At 66.1% G+C, this 13,743-nt stretch carries 15 protein-coding genes and 1 pseudogene; 10 read left to right on the top strand and 6 right to left on the bottom strand.

The annotated features are described in order from the left end of the window. Positions 1-122: 122 nt before the first annotated feature. The 7 genes and pseudogenes from recG (at position 123) to ubiA (ending at position 5,866) form a co-directional block, all read left to right on the top strand. Positions 123-2,324, top strand: coding sequence for an ATP-dependent DNA helicase RecG (gene recG / locus JTE92_RS27095; protein WP_063242102.1), 2,202 nt, complete (start codon positions 123-125; stop codon positions 2,322-2,324). 110 nt (positions 2,325-2,434) lie between these two features. After that, on the top strand, positions 2,435-3,385 hold the full coding sequence (locus JTE92_RS27090; protein ID WP_063242103.1) for a LysR substrate-binding domain-containing protein: 951 nt from the start codon (positions 2,435-2,437) through the stop codon (positions 3,383-3,385). A gap of 370 nt (positions 3,386-3,755) precedes the next feature. Beyond that, positions 3,756-3,929 (top strand): annotated as a pseudogene (locus JTE92_RS27085) (catalase); the annotation flags it as partial. Next, entirely contained in the window at positions 3,856-4,047 is a 192-nt protein-coding gene (locus JTE92_RS30825) for a catalase-related domain-containing protein (protein WP_084254817.1), read from the top strand. The pseudogene JTE92_RS27085 and the gene JTE92_RS30825, both read left to right, overlap by 74 nt. A gap of 46 nt (positions 4,048-4,093) precedes the next feature. Further along, positions 4,094-4,288 (top strand): hypothetical protein, encoded by a 195-nt coding sequence (locus JTE92_RS27075; protein WP_063242104.1) that lies wholly within the window; start codon positions 4,094-4,096, stop codon positions 4,286-4,288. Between the two features lie 93 nt (positions 4,289-4,381). Next, complete coding sequence (locus JTE92_RS27070; RefSeq protein WP_063242105.1) at positions 4,382-4,867, top strand: Dps family protein; 486 nt, start codon at positions 4,382-4,384, stop codon at positions 4,865-4,867. A gap of 141 nt (positions 4,868-5,008) precedes the next feature. Then, complete coding sequence (gene ubiA, locus JTE92_RS27065; RefSeq protein WP_063242106.1) at positions 5,009-5,866, top strand: 4-hydroxybenzoate octaprenyltransferase; 858 nt, start codon at positions 5,009-5,011, stop codon at positions 5,864-5,866. Positions 5,867-6,846: 980 nt separating this feature from the next. Here ubiA and proC read toward each other — a convergent pair. Together proC and JTE92_RS27055 are read right to left on the bottom strand one after the other, a co-directional pair. Continuing rightward, positions 6,847-7,680: a pyrroline-5-carboxylate reductase gene (gene proC / locus JTE92_RS27060; protein ID WP_063240258.1), complete on the bottom strand. Its 834-nt coding sequence runs from the start codon at positions 7,678-7,680 to the stop codon at positions 6,847-6,849. A 40-nt stretch (positions 7,681-7,720) separates the two neighbouring features. Beyond that, entirely contained in the window at positions 7,721-8,410 is a 690-nt protein-coding gene (locus JTE92_RS27055; RefSeq protein WP_063240246.1) for a YggS family pyridoxal phosphate-dependent enzyme, read from the bottom strand. Positions 8,411-8,475: 65 nt separating this feature from the next. Here JTE92_RS27055 and JTE92_RS27050 point away from each other — a divergent pair, with 65 nt between their 5' ends. The 3 genes from JTE92_RS27050 (at position 8,476) to JTE92_RS27040 (ending at position 11,298) form a co-directional block, all read left to right on the top strand. After that, positions 8,476-9,519 carry a type IV pilus twitching motility protein PilT gene (locus JTE92_RS27050; protein WP_063240245.1) on the top strand — a complete coding sequence of 348 codons (1,044 nt, stop codon included), beginning with the start codon at positions 8,476-8,478 and terminating at the stop codon, positions 9,517-9,519. A gap of 69 nt (positions 9,520-9,588) precedes the next feature. Continuing rightward, entirely contained in the window at positions 9,589-10,728 is a 1,140-nt protein-coding gene (locus JTE92_RS27045; protein WP_063240244.1) for a PilT/PilU family type 4a pilus ATPase, read from the top strand. 75 nt (positions 10,729-10,803) lie between these two features. Further along, positions 10,804-11,298 (top strand): glutathione peroxidase, encoded by a 495-nt coding sequence (locus tag JTE92_RS27040; RefSeq protein WP_063240243.1) that lies wholly within the window; start codon positions 10,804-10,806, stop codon positions 11,296-11,298. A 22-nt stretch (positions 11,299-11,320) separates the two neighbouring features. On the opposite strand, the gene JTE92_RS27035 is transcribed toward JTE92_RS27040, so the two are convergent. The 4 genes from JTE92_RS27035 to JTE92_RS27020 all read right to left on the bottom strand — a co-directional run bounded on the left by JTE92_RS27035 (position 11,321) and on the right by JTE92_RS27020 (position 13,609). Further along, a complete protein-coding gene (locus JTE92_RS27035) occupies positions 11,321-12,010 on the bottom strand; it encodes a helix-turn-helix transcriptional regulator (RefSeq protein ID WP_063240242.1) in 690 nt (229 codons plus the stop codon). A 46-nt stretch (positions 12,011-12,056) separates the two neighbouring features. Further along, positions 12,057-12,428 carry a VOC family protein gene (locus tag JTE92_RS27030; protein WP_198065752.1) on the bottom strand — a complete coding sequence of 124 codons (372 nt, stop codon included), beginning with the start codon at positions 12,426-12,428 and terminating at the stop codon, positions 12,057-12,059. A gap of 96 nt (positions 12,429-12,524) precedes the next feature. Beyond that, on the bottom strand, positions 12,525-13,250 hold the full coding sequence (locus tag JTE92_RS27025; protein ID WP_063240240.1) for an LrgB family protein: 726 nt from the start codon (positions 13,248-13,250) through the stop codon (positions 12,525-12,527). Next, on the bottom strand, positions 13,247-13,609 hold the full coding sequence (locus JTE92_RS27020) for a CidA/LrgA family protein (protein WP_063240239.1): 363 nt from the start codon (positions 13,607-13,609) through the stop codon (positions 13,247-13,249). The genes JTE92_RS27025 and JTE92_RS27020 overlap by 4 nt, the downstream gene beginning before the upstream one ends. Positions 13,610-13,743: the final 134 nt, after the last annotated feature.

Here is a 13,743-nt window from a genome sequence, read left to right as displayed (position 1 = left end):
AATCCGATATTGTAAGGCCACGGGCGTGCTTGCCGCCGGGCCGGGCGTGATACCGGCTATTCGCCGGCGCTCCCGCCCGATGCCAGCGGCCCAGCCGTCCCTGCCGCCAGTCATTGCTGCCGATGCCCGGAACCGCCACCGAAACCACCGACCTGTCCGCCGATGCCGCCAAGGAGGCGGCCGCACCCGCGCGCGGCAAGGCCGGGGAGGGCAAGGGCAAGCCCGCCTCATCTGCCACCTCAACGGCCGCCTCGTCCGCGGCGGCGCGCCTCGCCAAGCTTGGCCTGCGCCGCCCGGTCGACCTGGTGCTGCACCTGCCGATGCGCTACGAGGATGAGACCACGCTGGCGCCGATCGCCGACGCGATCCGCCGCGCGGGGCTGGGCCAGCCGGCGCAGGTGGAAGGCGAAGTCATTTCCAATGAAGTCACGTTCCGCCCGCGCCGCCAGCTGGTGGTCAAGATCGCCGACGCGTCCGGCGAGCTGACGCTGCGCTTCCTCAACTTCTACGGCAGCCAGACCAAGCAGATGGCCGAGGGCGTGCGCCTGCGCGTGCGCGGCGAGGTCCGCGGCGGCTTCTTCGGCGCCGAGATGGTCCACCCGACGGTGCGCCCGGTGGTGGAGGGCGAAGCGCTGCCGGACCGCCTGACGCCGGTCTACCCGGCCACCGCCGGCATCTCGCAGGCCTACCTGCGCAAGGCCATCGGCGGCGCGCTGTCGCGCACGCCCATGCCGGAGACGCTGCCGCGCCCGGTGCTGCAGGGCCCGCTGGCGCGCCTGCACCTGCGTCCGCTGGCCGACTGCCTGGGCCTGCTGCATGCGCCGCCGCCAGAAGAAAGCGAGGCCGCCCTGGCCGACCGCACGCACCCGGCCTGGCAGCGCATCAAGTTCGACGAACTGCTGGCGCAGCAGATCTCGCTGCGGCGCGCGCACGCCGCGCGGCGCGAGAAGACCGCGCCGACCATGCCGCGCCGCGAAGGCGGCCTGCTGACGCGCTTCCTGGCGGCGCTGCCGTTCCGCCTGACCGGCGCGCAGGAACGCGTGGTGGCCGAGATCGCCGCCGACATGGCGCGCCCGCACCCGATGCACCGGCTGCTGCAGGGCGACGTGGGCAGCGGCAAGACCATCGTCGCCGCGCTGGCGGCGTGCCAGGCGATCGATGCCGGCTACCAGGCCGCGCTGATGGCGCCCACAGAAATCCTGGCCGAGCAGCACTTCCGCAAGCTGTCGGCCTGGCTGGAGCCGCTCGGCGTGCCGGTGGTCTGGCTGGCCGGCAGCCTGAAGGCGCGCGAGAAGCGCGAGGCCGCGGCACGCGTGGAGTCGGGCGAGGCGCAGCTGGTGATCGGCACCCATGCGCTGATCCAGGACACGGTGCGCTTCGCCAGGCTGGGCCTGTCGGTGGTCGACGAACAGCACCGCTTCGGCGTGGCGCAGCGGCTGGCCTTGCGCGGCAAGGCGGGTGCGGCCGATATGCCGGCGACCAATGTGCCGGCGCCCGACACCGTGCCGCACCAGCTGATGATGTCGGCCACGCCGATCCCGCGCACGCTCGCCATGACGTATTACGCGGACCTGGACGTATCCGTGATCGACGAACTGCCACCGGGCCGCACGCCCATCGTCACGCGCCTGGTCAACGACGAGCGGCGCGACGAAGTGATCGCGCGCATCCACCACGCTGCCGCAGAAGGCCGCCAGGTCTACTGGGTTTGTCCGCTGATCGAGGAAAGCGAGGCGCTGCAGCTGCAGACCGCGGTTGAGACCTATGAAACGCTGGTGGCCGCGCTGCCCGACCTGCGCGTCGGGCTGGTGCACGGCCGCCTGCCGCCTGCCGAAAAGGCCTCGGTGATGGGCGACTTCAGCGCCAACCGCATGCAGGTGCTGGTCGCCACCACCGTGATCGAGGTGGGCGTGGACGTGCCCAACGCCTCGCTGATGGTGATCGAGCACGCCGAGCGCTTCGGCCTGGCGCAATTGCACCAGCTGCGCGGCCGGGTGGGGCGGGGCAGCGCCGAATCGGTGTGCCTGCTGATGTACCAGGCGCCGCTGTCGCCGACCGCGCGCGAGCGGCTGGCGACCATGCGCGAGACCACCGACGGTTTCGAGATCGCGCGCCGCGACCTTGAAATCCGCGGCCCGGGTGAATTCCTCGGTGCGCGCCAGTCGGGCGAGGCCATGTTGCGCTTTGCCGATCTGGAGACGGACGCATGGCTGGTCGAGTACGCACAGGAGGCGGCCGAGCTGATGCTGGCGCAGTTTCCCGAGGCGGTCGAAGCACATCTGTCGCGCTGGCTGGGTGGGCGCGAGCACTACCTGAAAGCCTGACATATCCATGCTTGTGCGGCATCGGGCGCATACCGCACAAATCGCGGGGGCGCTCTGACAGAACCGACAATCGAAGGTAAAATCTATCGCCTACCCGGATTTGATAAGTCATGACGCTCACCGAACTCAAGTACATCGTCGCCGTGGCGCGCGAGCGCCATTTCGGCCGGGCCGCCGAAGCCTGCTTCGTGTCGCAGCCGACACTGTCGGTCGCCATCAAGAAGCTGGAAGACGAACTCAACGTGCAGATCTTCGAGCGCGGCACCTCCGAGGTGTCGGTGACTAACATCGGCGAGCAGATCGTGGCGCAGGCCCAGCGCGTGCTGGAGCAGACCATGGCTATTCGCGAGATCGCCAAGCAGGGCAAGGACCCGCTGGCCGGGCCGCTGCGTGTGGGCGTGATCTATACCATCGGGCCATACCTGCTGCCGTCGCTGGTCAAGCAGATGATCGGTACCGTGCCGCAGATGCCGCTGATGCTGCAGGAGAACTACACGCACAAGCTGATCGAGCTGCTCAAGCAGGGCGAGATCGATTGCGCGGTCATGGCCGAGCCGTTCCCCGATTCCGGCCTGACCGTGCGTCCGCTGTACGACGAGCCCTTCGTCGTCGCCGTGCCGCGCGGGCACGAGCTCGCCGAGGCGCGCGCGATCGACCCGGACGAGCTGAAGCGGCAGACCATGCTGCTGCTGGGCAGCGGCCATTGCTTCCGTGACCATGTGCTGGGTGTGTGCCCGGAGCTGTCGCGCTTCTCGCAGGCCGCCGATGGCATCCAGAAGACGTTCGAAGGCTCGTCGCTGGAAACCATCCGCCATATGGTGGCCAGCGGCGTCGGCATCACCGTGCTGCCGCGCACCTCGGTGCCCGACCTGAAGGCCAAGGGCGACATGCTGTCGTACGTGCCGTTCGCCGATCCGGTGCCCGACCGGCGCGTGGTGCTGGCCTGGCGCAAGAGCTTCACCCGGCTGCCGGCAATGGAAGCGCTGGCCAATGCCGTTGCCGCCTGCGACTTGCCCGGCGTGCGCAAGCTCGATGCCAAGGAGCTGGCGGAAGCCGCCTGATTTACCCCGACCCAGGACAAGGCCGCAGGGGGATTTCCGCTGCGGCCTTTTGTTTTCGTGCGCCCCCCGCGAACCGGCATGTCAGGAACTTGTCCTCGAAAGTCGAATAGATTTGACCTAATACATAGGTATAAATAATTAAATTCTCAATGTAATAGTTTGTTTGTAGACTGGGCTTGGTCGATGCCGACTGCATCGAACCAGGCAAGGAGCCGATCATGAGCACCAGCGCCCAGATCCAGACAAGCACAACCATAGCGCGCCCCTTTCTCGTCCGCATGAAGCGCTGCCTGCTCGATTGCCTTGCCTGCTACGCCGCCACGAACTGACGCGGCGATCTCTTCCAGCTTACCCACAACAAGAGGAATAGATGAGCAAGAAGGACACTCTCACCACCGCAGCCGGCGCGCCCGTTGCCGACAACCAGAACTCGCAGACCGCCGGCCCGCGCGGCCCGATGCTGCTGCAGGATGTCTGGTTCCTCGAAAAACTGGCCCACTTCGACCGTGAAGTCGAAGGCCAGCGTCAGCGGCTGTTCGCCAAATATCGCGGCGGCAATGCAGGGTGTGCCGGAAGAGATCGTGCGCAAGCAGATCGAACACTTCGCCAAGGCCGATCCGGCCTACGGCGAGGGCGTGAAGCGTGCGCTTGACCTGAAGTAACCTGTCTGGCGCGGCTGGCATGGCCGCCGCGTCCGGGAGAACCACCATGGCAATGATCCGGTTCTTTATCGACGAGTGGCGCAGGCTTTGGCATGACGGCCACGACAAGCCCGAGCGCCCCGATGCCGCGCGGCTGCGCCACAAGCTGTGGCGCAAGGAAGTGGGCGTCGGCGTGATCCTGATCGGCGCTGCGGTGATGTTTATCGAGCTGTTCCGGGGTTTGTCCGGGATCGCCGGCTAATGCAATAATGCGGGTAACGCGCCGCCTTGGGACCGTATTTTCGGCAATTCCGGCGGCGCTCCTCGTGCTTTACCAGAACGGAGCGTACCTACCATGGCAAAGAAGAATGAGATGAGCGTGAACATCGGTATTTCCGACAAGGACCGCAAGAAGATCGCGGAAGGCCTGTCCAAGCTGCTGGCAGACACCTACACCCTCTACCTCAAGACCCATAACTTCCACTGGAACGTGACGGGTCCCATGTTCAATACGCTGCATCTGATGTTCGAGACGCAGTACACCGAACTGGCGCTGGCCGTGGACTCGATCGCCGAGCGCATCCGCGCGCTGGGCTATCCGGCACCGGGCACCTACAAGGAATACGCCCGCCTGTCGTCGATCGCCGAAGAAGAGGGCGTGCCCGATGCGACCGAGATGATCCGCAAGCTGGTCGAAGGCCAGGAAGCCGTGGTGCGCACCGCGCGCTCGCTCTTCCCGGTGATCGATGCCGCCGGCGACGAGCCGTCCGCCGACCTGCTGACCCAGCGTATGCAGACGCATGAGAAGACCGCGTGGATGCTGCGCGCGATGCTCGCCTGACGCCTTTGCGCGACTTCCGGCCGCTGCCACGCGGGGGCCGGCATTGCGCGCTGCAGCCATCCGGGCTGCGGCGCGTTTTCATTGAATCTTCCTTCCCGGATCCCCGCTGTGCAGTCCCGCTCGCCGTTGCCTCCCGCTCCCATGCTTGAACGCCTTTCCCTCTACGCGCGCCTGGTGCGCATCGACAAGCCGATCGGCACGCTGCTGCTGCTGTGGCCGACGTTGTGGGCCATGTGGATGGCTGCCGGCGGGCCGCCGTCGTGGGGGTTGTTCTGGATCTTCGTGGCAGGGACGTTCCTGATGCGCTCGGCTGGGTGCGCGGTCAATGACTGGGCGGATCGGGATTTTGACAAGCATGTGAAGCGGACCAAAGAGCGGCCGCTGACCGCCGGCAAGATCGCGGCCTGGGAAGCGCTTGCTGTGGCCGCGGTGCTGGCGCTGGTGGCGTTTACGCTGGTGCTGCCGCTTAATGCCTTGACCAAGTGGCTGGCGGTTGTGGCGGTGGTGGTGGCGGGGACTTATCCGTTCTTCAAGCGGTTCTTTGCGATTCCGCAGGCTTATCTGGGGATTGCATTCGGGTTTGGCATTCCGATGGCGTTTGCCGCGATCCAGGATCAGGTGCCGCCGGTGGCGTGGCTGATGTTGCTGGCCAATGTGTTTTGGGCGGTGGCTTATGACACGGCTTATGCAATGGTGGATCGGGATGATGATCTGCTGATCGGGATGAAGACTTCGGCGATTACGTTTGGTCGCTTTGATGTCGTTGCGATCATGATTTGCTATGCGGCGTTTCTGGTGTTGATGGCTTGGGCGGGGATGCTGCTCGGGTTGGGCTGGCCGTACTGGGTTGGGCTGGCCGCCGCGGCCGGCTGCGCTGGGTATCACTACACGCTTATCCGTGATCGGGATCGGATGCGGTGCTTTGCGGCCTTCCGGCATAATAATTGGCTGGGGGCCTGTGTGTTTGTGGGGACGGCTTTGGCTTATGGGGTTTGGTGATTATTCGATGTCGATGCTTGGCGGCTCGTGTTGCTGATGACATGCTGTGGCCGTTGAACCGCCTGGTTCCGCCCTCCTGGGCGGGTCACTTTTTGGCCGAGCGCCAAAAAGTAACCAAAAAGCGCGTTGATGGCCCTGCGGGCGGTCACTCTTATCGTAGTGTGCCGGGGCTTTCGTACGGGGCTTGGCTTCGTTGCAGGACAGGACTGCCTGACGCCGTGGTGCGCCACGGTAGCTCAGGATGACAGCGATGCTTGAACGAGCCCAGAGCTGGGCGTGGCCCCTGCTGCCGCCGTCAACGCGGGGACGCCTACGGCTGCGCTGCGCGCCGGCAGTATCTCAGGTCACGGGCCTTGGCACAGAACGCGTCGCTGCGCTCGCTTGGGGTTATCGCTAGCGAGCCCTCAAGCCTGCCCCTACTCGCTTGTTTGCTCCCCTCTCCCGCGAGCGTGCGGGAGAGGGGCGGGGGTGAGGGCCAGCGCCCCCACGGAGTGCCCAGCGCGCGAAACCTACGATACTGAGCGCGCGCAGCGCAGCCGAAGGCGTCCCACCGATAACGCGGTTAGCAGGCGGCCTACGCCCGGCATGGGGATCGTCCAATAGTGGGTCGACGCAGCCACGATCCCAAACTCACCTGGCGTAGCAGGTCCGAACCACTACCCACATCGAACGGAAATCACCACCGCCCGAACCACCCACGCCGCCAACTTGATAGCCAGCCGCTCAGGCGACGCGCTTTTTGGTTACTTTTTGGCGCTCGGCCAAAAAGTGACCCGCCCAGGAGGGCGGAACCAGGCGGTTCAACGGCCGACAGCATGTCACCAACAGCGACAGGCCAGCGCTTAAACAGCCGACAGCATGTCACCAACAGCGACAGGCCAGCGCTAAAACAGCCAACAGCATGTCACCAACAGCGACAAAGCAGCTTCAACGGCCAACAGCATGTCACAAGCAGTGAAAGCCACCGAGCATTGCCACCCTCAATCCCTGCCGAATTCCTCCCCCATCTCCGCCCCCCGCGCCGCAGCAGCATGCATCGCCCGCACAAACGCATCCCCAATCCCGGACGCATCCATAGCCGTCAGCGCAGCATAGGTAGTACCGCCCTTTGAAGTAACCCGTTCACGCAGCGTAGAAACCGCCTCAGTCGACTCCCGAGCCAACGCCGCCGACCCACGGAACGTCTCCACCGCCAACTCACGCCCTTGCTCGGCACTCAACCCCAGCTCAGTCGCCGCCCGCTGCATCGCCTCGATGAAATAAAAAACATAAGCCGGCCCGCTGCCAGAGATGGCAGTAACCGCATCGATCTGCGCATCGTTCTCGACCCACACACACTTGCCCACAGCCTGCGCCACGGCGCTGGCAACATCGCGGTCAGCCGGCGACAAGCCTGCCACCGCCGCCAGGCCAGTCATCCCCATTCCCGCCAGTGCCGGCGTATTCGGCATCGCCCGCACCACACGATTGCGTCCACCCAGCCACCGCTGCATGTCCTGCAACCGGATACCGGCCGCCACGCTGATCACCAGGTTGCCGTCGCCAGCCGGCAGGTGCGGCAGCAATTGCGCTGCAGCCTCGCGGAACTGCTGCGGCTTGACCGCCAGCACCAGCACGTCACTGGCCCCGAACGCCGCATCCGGCGCCCCCGCGGCATGGACGCCGAGATCCCGCGCCAGGCGCTGCTGCGCCTCAGGGAAAGGATCGACCACGCGAATCGAACCGGCGGGAACGCCGCGGGCGATCAGGCCGCCGATCAGCGCGGAAGCCATATTGCCGCCGCCGAGAAAACCGAAGGTGAGGGTATCGAGCATGGAATTCTGTCGTGTCTTGATGGATAGGGAAGGCGCCGGCTCAGCCGCGCGCACCAAAGATTGCGGTGCCGATGCGCACCAGGTTGGCACCCTCGGCGATGGCGGCTTCCATGTCGCCCGACATGCCCATCGAAAGCGTGTCGAGGTCCAGGCCGCCCTCGCGAAGGCCGTCCAGCAGCGCGCGCATGGCGGCAAACGGCCGGCGCTGGGCAACGGGATCGTCCTCGGGTTCGGGAATTGCCATCAGGCCCCGCAGCCGCAGGCCCGGCAGCGCGGCCACGGCCTGGGCCAGCGCCGGCACGTCAGCCGGCGCGACGCCGCTCTTGCTGGCCTCGCCACTGATATTGACCTGGATACAAACCTGCAGCGGCGCCATCCCCGCCGGGCGCTGCGCCGACAGCCGCTCGGCAATCCTGAGCCGGTCGATCGCATGCACCCAGTCGAAATGCTCCGCCACCAGCCGCGTCTTGTTGCTTTGCAGCGGACCGATGAAATGCCACTGCAGCCGGCTCCGCAAATCGGCCAGCGCGGCGATTTTCTCCACCCCTTCCTGGACATAGTTCTCGCCAAAGGCGAGCTGTCCGGCCTCGGCGGCGGCGCGTACGCGGTCAGCGGATACGGTCTTGGAAACGGCCAGCAGGGCGATGTCGCCGGGTTGCCTGCCAGCCTGTTGTGCAGCCGCCGCAATGCGCTGGTTCACGGCTTGCAAGTTGGCGGCAATCACAGACATAATCCGGCGGACATATAAGAAGTACTTAAAGTACTGATAACTATTTCAGGGTGGGGTCATTATAGATGGACATCGCGCAGCTATTGGCTTTCGCCGTCAAGAACAAGGCGTCCGATCTTCATCTGTCATCGGACATGCCGCCGATGGTCCGGATCCACGGCGACATGCGCCGGATCAATGTCGCGGCGATGGCGCACAAGGATGTCCACGCCATGGTGTACGACATCATGAGCGACACCCAGCGCAAGCTCTACGAAGAACGGCTGGAAATCGACTTCTCGTTCGAGATCGCCGGCCTGTCGCGCTTCCGGGTCAATGCCTACAACACGCAGCGCGGCGCCGCCGCGGTGTTCCGTACCATTCCCTCGAAGGTCCTGACGCTGGAAGAGCTGCGCGCGCCGGCGGTGTTCGCCGACCTGTGCATGAAGCCGCGCGGGCTGGTGCTGGTGACGGGGCCGACCGGCTCGGGCAAGTCCACCACGCTGGCGGCGATGGTCGACCATCGCAATGAAAACGACATGGGTCACATCCTGACGGTGGAAGACCCGATCGAATTCGTCCACAACTCCAAGAAGAGCCTGATCAACCAGCGCGAGCTGGGGCCGCACACGCATTCGTTCGCCAACGCGCTGCGCTCGGCGCTGCGTGAAGATCCGGACGTGATCCTCGTGGGCGAATTGCGCGACCTGGAAACCATCCGCCTGGCGCTGACCGCGGCCGAAACCGGCCACCTGGTCTTCGGCACGCTGCACACCAGTTCCGCGGCCAAGACCATCGACCGTGTGGTCGACGTGTTCCCGCCGGAAGAAAAGGACATGGTGCGCACCATGCTGTCCGAATCGCTGGAAGCGGTGATCTCGCAGACGCTCTTGAAGACCCGCGACGGCAACGGCCGTACCGCCGCGCACGAGATCATGATCGCCACCCCGGCGATCCGGCACCTGATCCGCGAGAACAAGATCGCGCAGATGTACTCGATGATGCAGACCAGCAGCGGGCTGGGCATGCAGACGCTGGACCAGTGCCTGTCGGACCTGATCAAGCGCAGCGCCATCAGCTACAACGATGCGCGCGCCATCGCCAAGAACCCCGACGCGTTCATGGGCTGAGGCCCGCACCGACGCTTGCCTCCTGGCCGCCGCACGCAAGCGGCGGCCGCACTCCTGCAGGACACCGCCATGCTCGATCGCGAATCCGCCGCCAAGTACATCAACGACCTGCTGGAGCTGATGGTCAGCAACCGCGGCTCGGACCTGTTCATCACCGCCGACTTCCCGCCCGCGATCAAGGTGGACGGCAAGATCACGCCGGTGTCGCAGCAGCCGCTGAACCCGACCCAGGCGCTGGGCCTGGTGCGCTCGGTAATGAACGAGCGCCAGGTGCAGGACTTCGACACCAGCCGCGAATGCAACTTCGCCATCACCGCGCCCAAGGCCGGGCGCTTCCGCGTGTCGGCGTTTATCCAGCAGGGCAAGGCCGGCATGGTGGTGCGGACCATCAATACGCGGATTCCGTCGGTGGCGGACCTGGACCTGCCTCCGACGCTGCACGACATCGTGATGTCCAAGCGCGGGCTGGTGATCGTGACCGGCGCGACCGGCTCGGGCAAGTCGACCACGCTGGCGGCGATGCTCGACCACCGCAACGCGCATTCCTACGGCCACATCATCACCATCGAGGATCCGATCGAATACGTGCATGCGCACCAGAACTGCGTCGTCACGCAGCGCGAGGTCGGCATCGATACGGAGTCGTGGCACGTGGCGCTGAAGAACACGCTGCGCCAGGCGCCCGACGTGATCCTGATCGGCGAAATCCGCGACCGCGAGACCATGGAATACGCGATGCAGTACGCCGAGACCGGCCACCTGTGCCTGGCCACGCTGCACGCCAACAACGCCAACCAGGCGATCGACCGCGTGGTCAACTTCTTCCCCGAAGAGAAGCGCCAGCAACTGCTGATCGACCTGTCGCTGAACCTGAAGGCGATGGTGTCGCAGCGCCTGCTGCCGCGCGCCGGGCGCAAGGGCCGCGTGCCGGCCGTGGAAATCATGATCGGCACGCCGCTGGTGGCCGACCTGATCTTCAAGGGCGAGATCCACGAACTGAAGGAAGTCATCAAGAAATCACGCGAGCAGGGCATGATCTCGTTCGACCAGGCGCTGTTCGACCTGTACGAGGAAGGCAAGATCACCTACGAGGACGCGCTGCGCAATGCCGACTCGCTCAATGACCTGCGCCTGATGATCAAGCTGCACAGCGCGCGCGCCAGGGACGCCGACCTGGGCGCCGGCACCGAGCACCTGAACGTGATCTAGCGCCGGGCTGCCGTGCACGCCCGCGTGCATGGGCGTATGCTTCGGCCACGTGCAAGAAGTCCGCGGGAGTCTGCCATGAGCAATATCTACCAGTTCGATGCCAATTCGCTGTCCGGGCAGCCTGTGCCGCTGTCGCAGTTCCAGGGCAAGGTGCTGCTGGTCGTCAATACCGCCAGCGAATGCGGCTTTACGCCGCAGTATGCCGGCCTGCAGAAGCTCTATGAGGAATACCGCGAGCGCGGGCTGGAGGTGCTGGGCTTTCCATGCAACCAGTTCGGCAAGCAGGAGCCGGGCGATGCGCAGCAGATCGGCCAGTTCTGCGAGTCGCGCTTCAGTGTGAGCTTCCCGATGTTCGCCAAGATCGACGTCAATGGCGAGCAGGCGCATCCGCTGTACCGCTGGCTCACCACCGAGAAGCGCGGCGTGCTGGGCACGCAGGGCATCAAGTGGAACTTCACCAAGTTCCTGGTGCGGCGCGACGGCACGGTGTACGAACGCTACGCCCCGACCACCAAGCCGGAAGAGCTGCGCAAGGATATTGAGACGCTGCTGTCCGATCCGGCGGCCTGAGGCTATCTCCCGCTATCTCCCGCTACGCCCCGCTCGCGCGCACCGCGCGCAGGAAGCCGTTGAGCGACCGGTCCGGGGTTTCATGGAAGTGGTCGTCCAGCATGCGGATGGCGCGGCAGCGGTCGAGGCGGAAGCTGCGGTAGTCCGAGCGCGTGGTGCACCACGCCGCCAGCAGCCACGCATTGCCCCAGAAGAACAGGCCCAGCGGCATCACCACGCGTTCGGTGATGCGCTGCTGCGCGTCGCAGTAGTCGAGCAGCAGCAGCTTTTGCTCGCCCAGCGCGCCGTGCACGATGTCGAAGGCTTCGCGCACGTGCGACTGGTTGACATACTCGGGCGCGAACACGCGGCTTTGCTGCGCCGCCAGCCTGCGCGGCGGCGGCAATGCGGCGACCAGCTTTTCCAGCGCCGGATCGGCCGCGGCCGCGAGTGCGCCGCCGCCCCAGGCCTTCAGCAGCCGCAGGCCGGCCACCAGCGCTTCCACTTCCATGGCACTGAACATCAGCGGCGGGACATCGAAATCGGCGCGCAGCCGGTAGCCGATGCCGGCTTCGCCCTCGACCGGCACGCCCGACAGCGACAGCGCCTGGATATCGCGATAGACGGTGCGTTCCGACACGCCGAGCCGCTGCGCCAGCAGCGCCGCCGTGGTCAGGCGGCGTCCGCGCAGGACCTGGACGATCTGGAAGAGGCGGTCGGCGCGGCGGCTCATGCGTGGCGGCTTCCCTGATGTGGAAAAGGACGTGGCAAAGGTGCCCTTATCCGGCAAACGGCTCGTGCAGCCCGATGCGGTTGCCTTCGCTGTCGGTGATATGCGCGATGCGGCCGATCTCGCCGGGCAGGCGCAGCGGCCCGAACACGGTCTTGCCGCCGGCGCGCGCGGCGCGCTCCAGCAGCGCGTCCAGATCGGGGGCGTGCAGGTAGGGCACCGTGCCGTAGTAGTTGCTGGGACGATAGCCTTCGCCGGCAACCAGCGCGCCGCCGGGATCGGGGTGCGGGAACACGGCCATGTCGACCTGGCTCATGGTCTCGCGGCGCAGCCTGGTGTCGAAGACCTCTTCGTAGAATCCGATGGCGCGGCCCATGTCGACGACGGGGATTTCCAGCCAGTTGATCAGACGGTTGCTCATGATGGGCTCCTTGGTTCCGGGTGATGGGGAGTGAGGAGCTCGCATCATGCGCGGGGGCTGCTGACAGCGTGCTGTCAGGAGGCTGTCAGTGTGGCATCAGTGCGGCATCCAGGCCGCCATCACCGGCACCAGGATCGCGGTCAGCACGCCGTTCAGGCCCATGCCAAGCGCGGCGAAGGCACCGGCCTCCTGGTTCACCTGGAACGCGCGCGCGGTGCCGATGCCGTGCGCGGCCACGCCGGTGGCAAAGCCGCGCACGCTGTAGTCGCGGATGCGCAGCAGGTTCAGCAGGCTGGTGGCGCCGACCGCGCCGATGATGCCGGTGGCCATCACCAGCACCGCGGTCAGCGACGGCAGGCCGCCGATCTTCTCGGCCACGCCCATCGCAATCGGGATGGTCACGGATTTTGGCGCCAGCGAGCGCACGGTCTCGGGCGTGGCACCCAGCAGCCAGGCGATACCGACCGCCGACACCACCGCGACCACCGAGCCGGCCACCAGCCCGGCCAGCAGCGGGAACACATGGGTGCGCAGCTTGGGCAACTGCATGTACAGCGGCACCGCCAGCGCCACGGTGGCCGGCCCGAGCAGGAAATGCACGAACTGCGCGCCGTCGAAGTAGGTCTTGTACGGCGTGCCGGTGACGGTCAGCACCGTGACCAGCAGCGCCACCGCGATCATCACCGGGTTGGCCAGCGGCGAGAAACGCGACTTCTCGTAGATGCGGAAGGCAAAGACGTAGGCGAGCAGCGTGGCGGTCAGGCCGAGCAGCGGGCTCGCCGCCAGGTAGACCCAGATCTCGTTGAGGCGGGGCGCCATCATGCCTGCTCTCCCTGCGCACCGGGGCGCTTGCGCATCAGCAGGCGCGTGACTACCGCGGTGGTGGCGATGGCAAGCCAGGTGGAAATCACCAGCGCCACCAGGATCGGCATCCATTCGCCTTCAATGCGGTTGGCGTGGACCATGATGCCGACGCCGGCGGGAACGAACAGCAGCGACAGGTGCTTGAGCAGTTCGCTGGTGGTGCCCTGGATGATGGGCAGCAGGCGGTCGTCGAAGACGAGCCAGCCGAACAGCAGGATCATGCCGAGCACGGGGCCGGGCACCGGCAGGCGCAGCGCGTAGCTGATCACCTCGCCGACGGATTGGAAAACCAGCAGGATGGCAAAGGTCTGGAGCATGGGGGGCGGTCGCGTCGTAGGTCGCTCTGTTTCTCCCCTCTCCCATGAATGGGAGAGGGGCCGGGGGTGAGGGCCGGCGCGTCTTGATGCGATATCGCCCGACGTACCGCTCACCCTCACCCCCGCCCCTCTCC

The organism is Cupriavidus oxalaticus, from assembly GCF_016894385.1.
Classification (GTDB): Bacteria; Pseudomonadota; Gammaproteobacteria; order Burkholderiales; family Burkholderiaceae; genus Cupriavidus; species Cupriavidus oxalaticus.
This window is presented reverse-complemented; position numbering and strand designations above follow the sequence as displayed.

Excerpts from the sequence above, each read along its gene's own strand:
- recG (WP_063242102.1), top strand. The coding sequence starts at position 123 with ATGCCCGGAACCGCCACCGAAACCACCGACCTGTCCGCCGATGCCGCC.
- JTE92_RS27090 (WP_063242103.1), top strand. The coding sequence starts at position 2,435 with ATGACGCTCACCGAACTCAAGTACATCGTCGCCGTGGCGCGCGAGCGC.
- JTE92_RS30825 (WP_084254817.1), top strand. The coding sequence starts at position 3,856 with ATGTCTGGTTCCTCGAAAAACTGGCCCACTTCGACCGTGAAGTCGAAG.
- JTE92_RS27075 (WP_063242104.1), top strand. The coding sequence starts at position 4,094 with ATGGCAATGATCCGGTTCTTTATCGACGAGTGGCGCAGGCTTTGGCAT.
- JTE92_RS27070 (WP_063242105.1), top strand. The coding sequence starts at position 4,382 with ATGGCAAAGAAGAATGAGATGAGCGTGAACATCGGTATTTCCGACAAG.
- ubiA (WP_063242106.1), top strand. The coding sequence starts at position 5,009 with ATGCTTGAACGCCTTTCCCTCTACGCGCGCCTGGTGCGCATCGACAAG.
- proC (WP_063240258.1), bottom strand. The coding sequence starts at position 7,680 with ATGCTCGATACCCTCACCTTCGGTTTTCTCGGCGGCGGCAATATGGCT.
- JTE92_RS27055 (WP_063240246.1), bottom strand. The coding sequence starts at position 8,410 with ATGTCTGTGATTGCCGCCAACTTGCAAGCCGTGAACCAGCGCATTGCG.
- JTE92_RS27050 (WP_063240245.1), top strand. The coding sequence starts at position 8,476 with ATGGACATCGCGCAGCTATTGGCTTTCGCCGTCAAGAACAAGGCGTCC.
- JTE92_RS27045 (WP_063240244.1), top strand. The coding sequence starts at position 9,589 with ATGCTCGATCGCGAATCCGCCGCCAAGTACATCAACGACCTGCTGGAG.
- JTE92_RS27040 (WP_063240243.1), top strand. The coding sequence starts at position 10,804 with ATGAGCAATATCTACCAGTTCGATGCCAATTCGCTGTCCGGGCAGCCT.
- JTE92_RS27035 (WP_063240242.1), bottom strand. The coding sequence starts at position 12,010 with ATGAGCCGCCGCGCCGACCGCCTCTTCCAGATCGTCCAGGTCCTGCGC.
- JTE92_RS27030 (WP_198065752.1), bottom strand. The coding sequence starts at position 12,428 with ATGAGCAACCGTCTGATCAACTGGCTGGAAATCCCCGTCGTCGACATG.
- JTE92_RS27025 (WP_063240240.1), bottom strand. The coding sequence starts at position 13,250 with ATGATGGCGCCCCGCCTCAACGAGATCTGGGTCTACCTGGCGGCGAGC.
- JTE92_RS27020 (WP_063240239.1), bottom strand. The coding sequence starts at position 13,609 with ATGCTCCAGACCTTTGCCATCCTGCTGGTTTTCCAATCCGTCGGCGAG.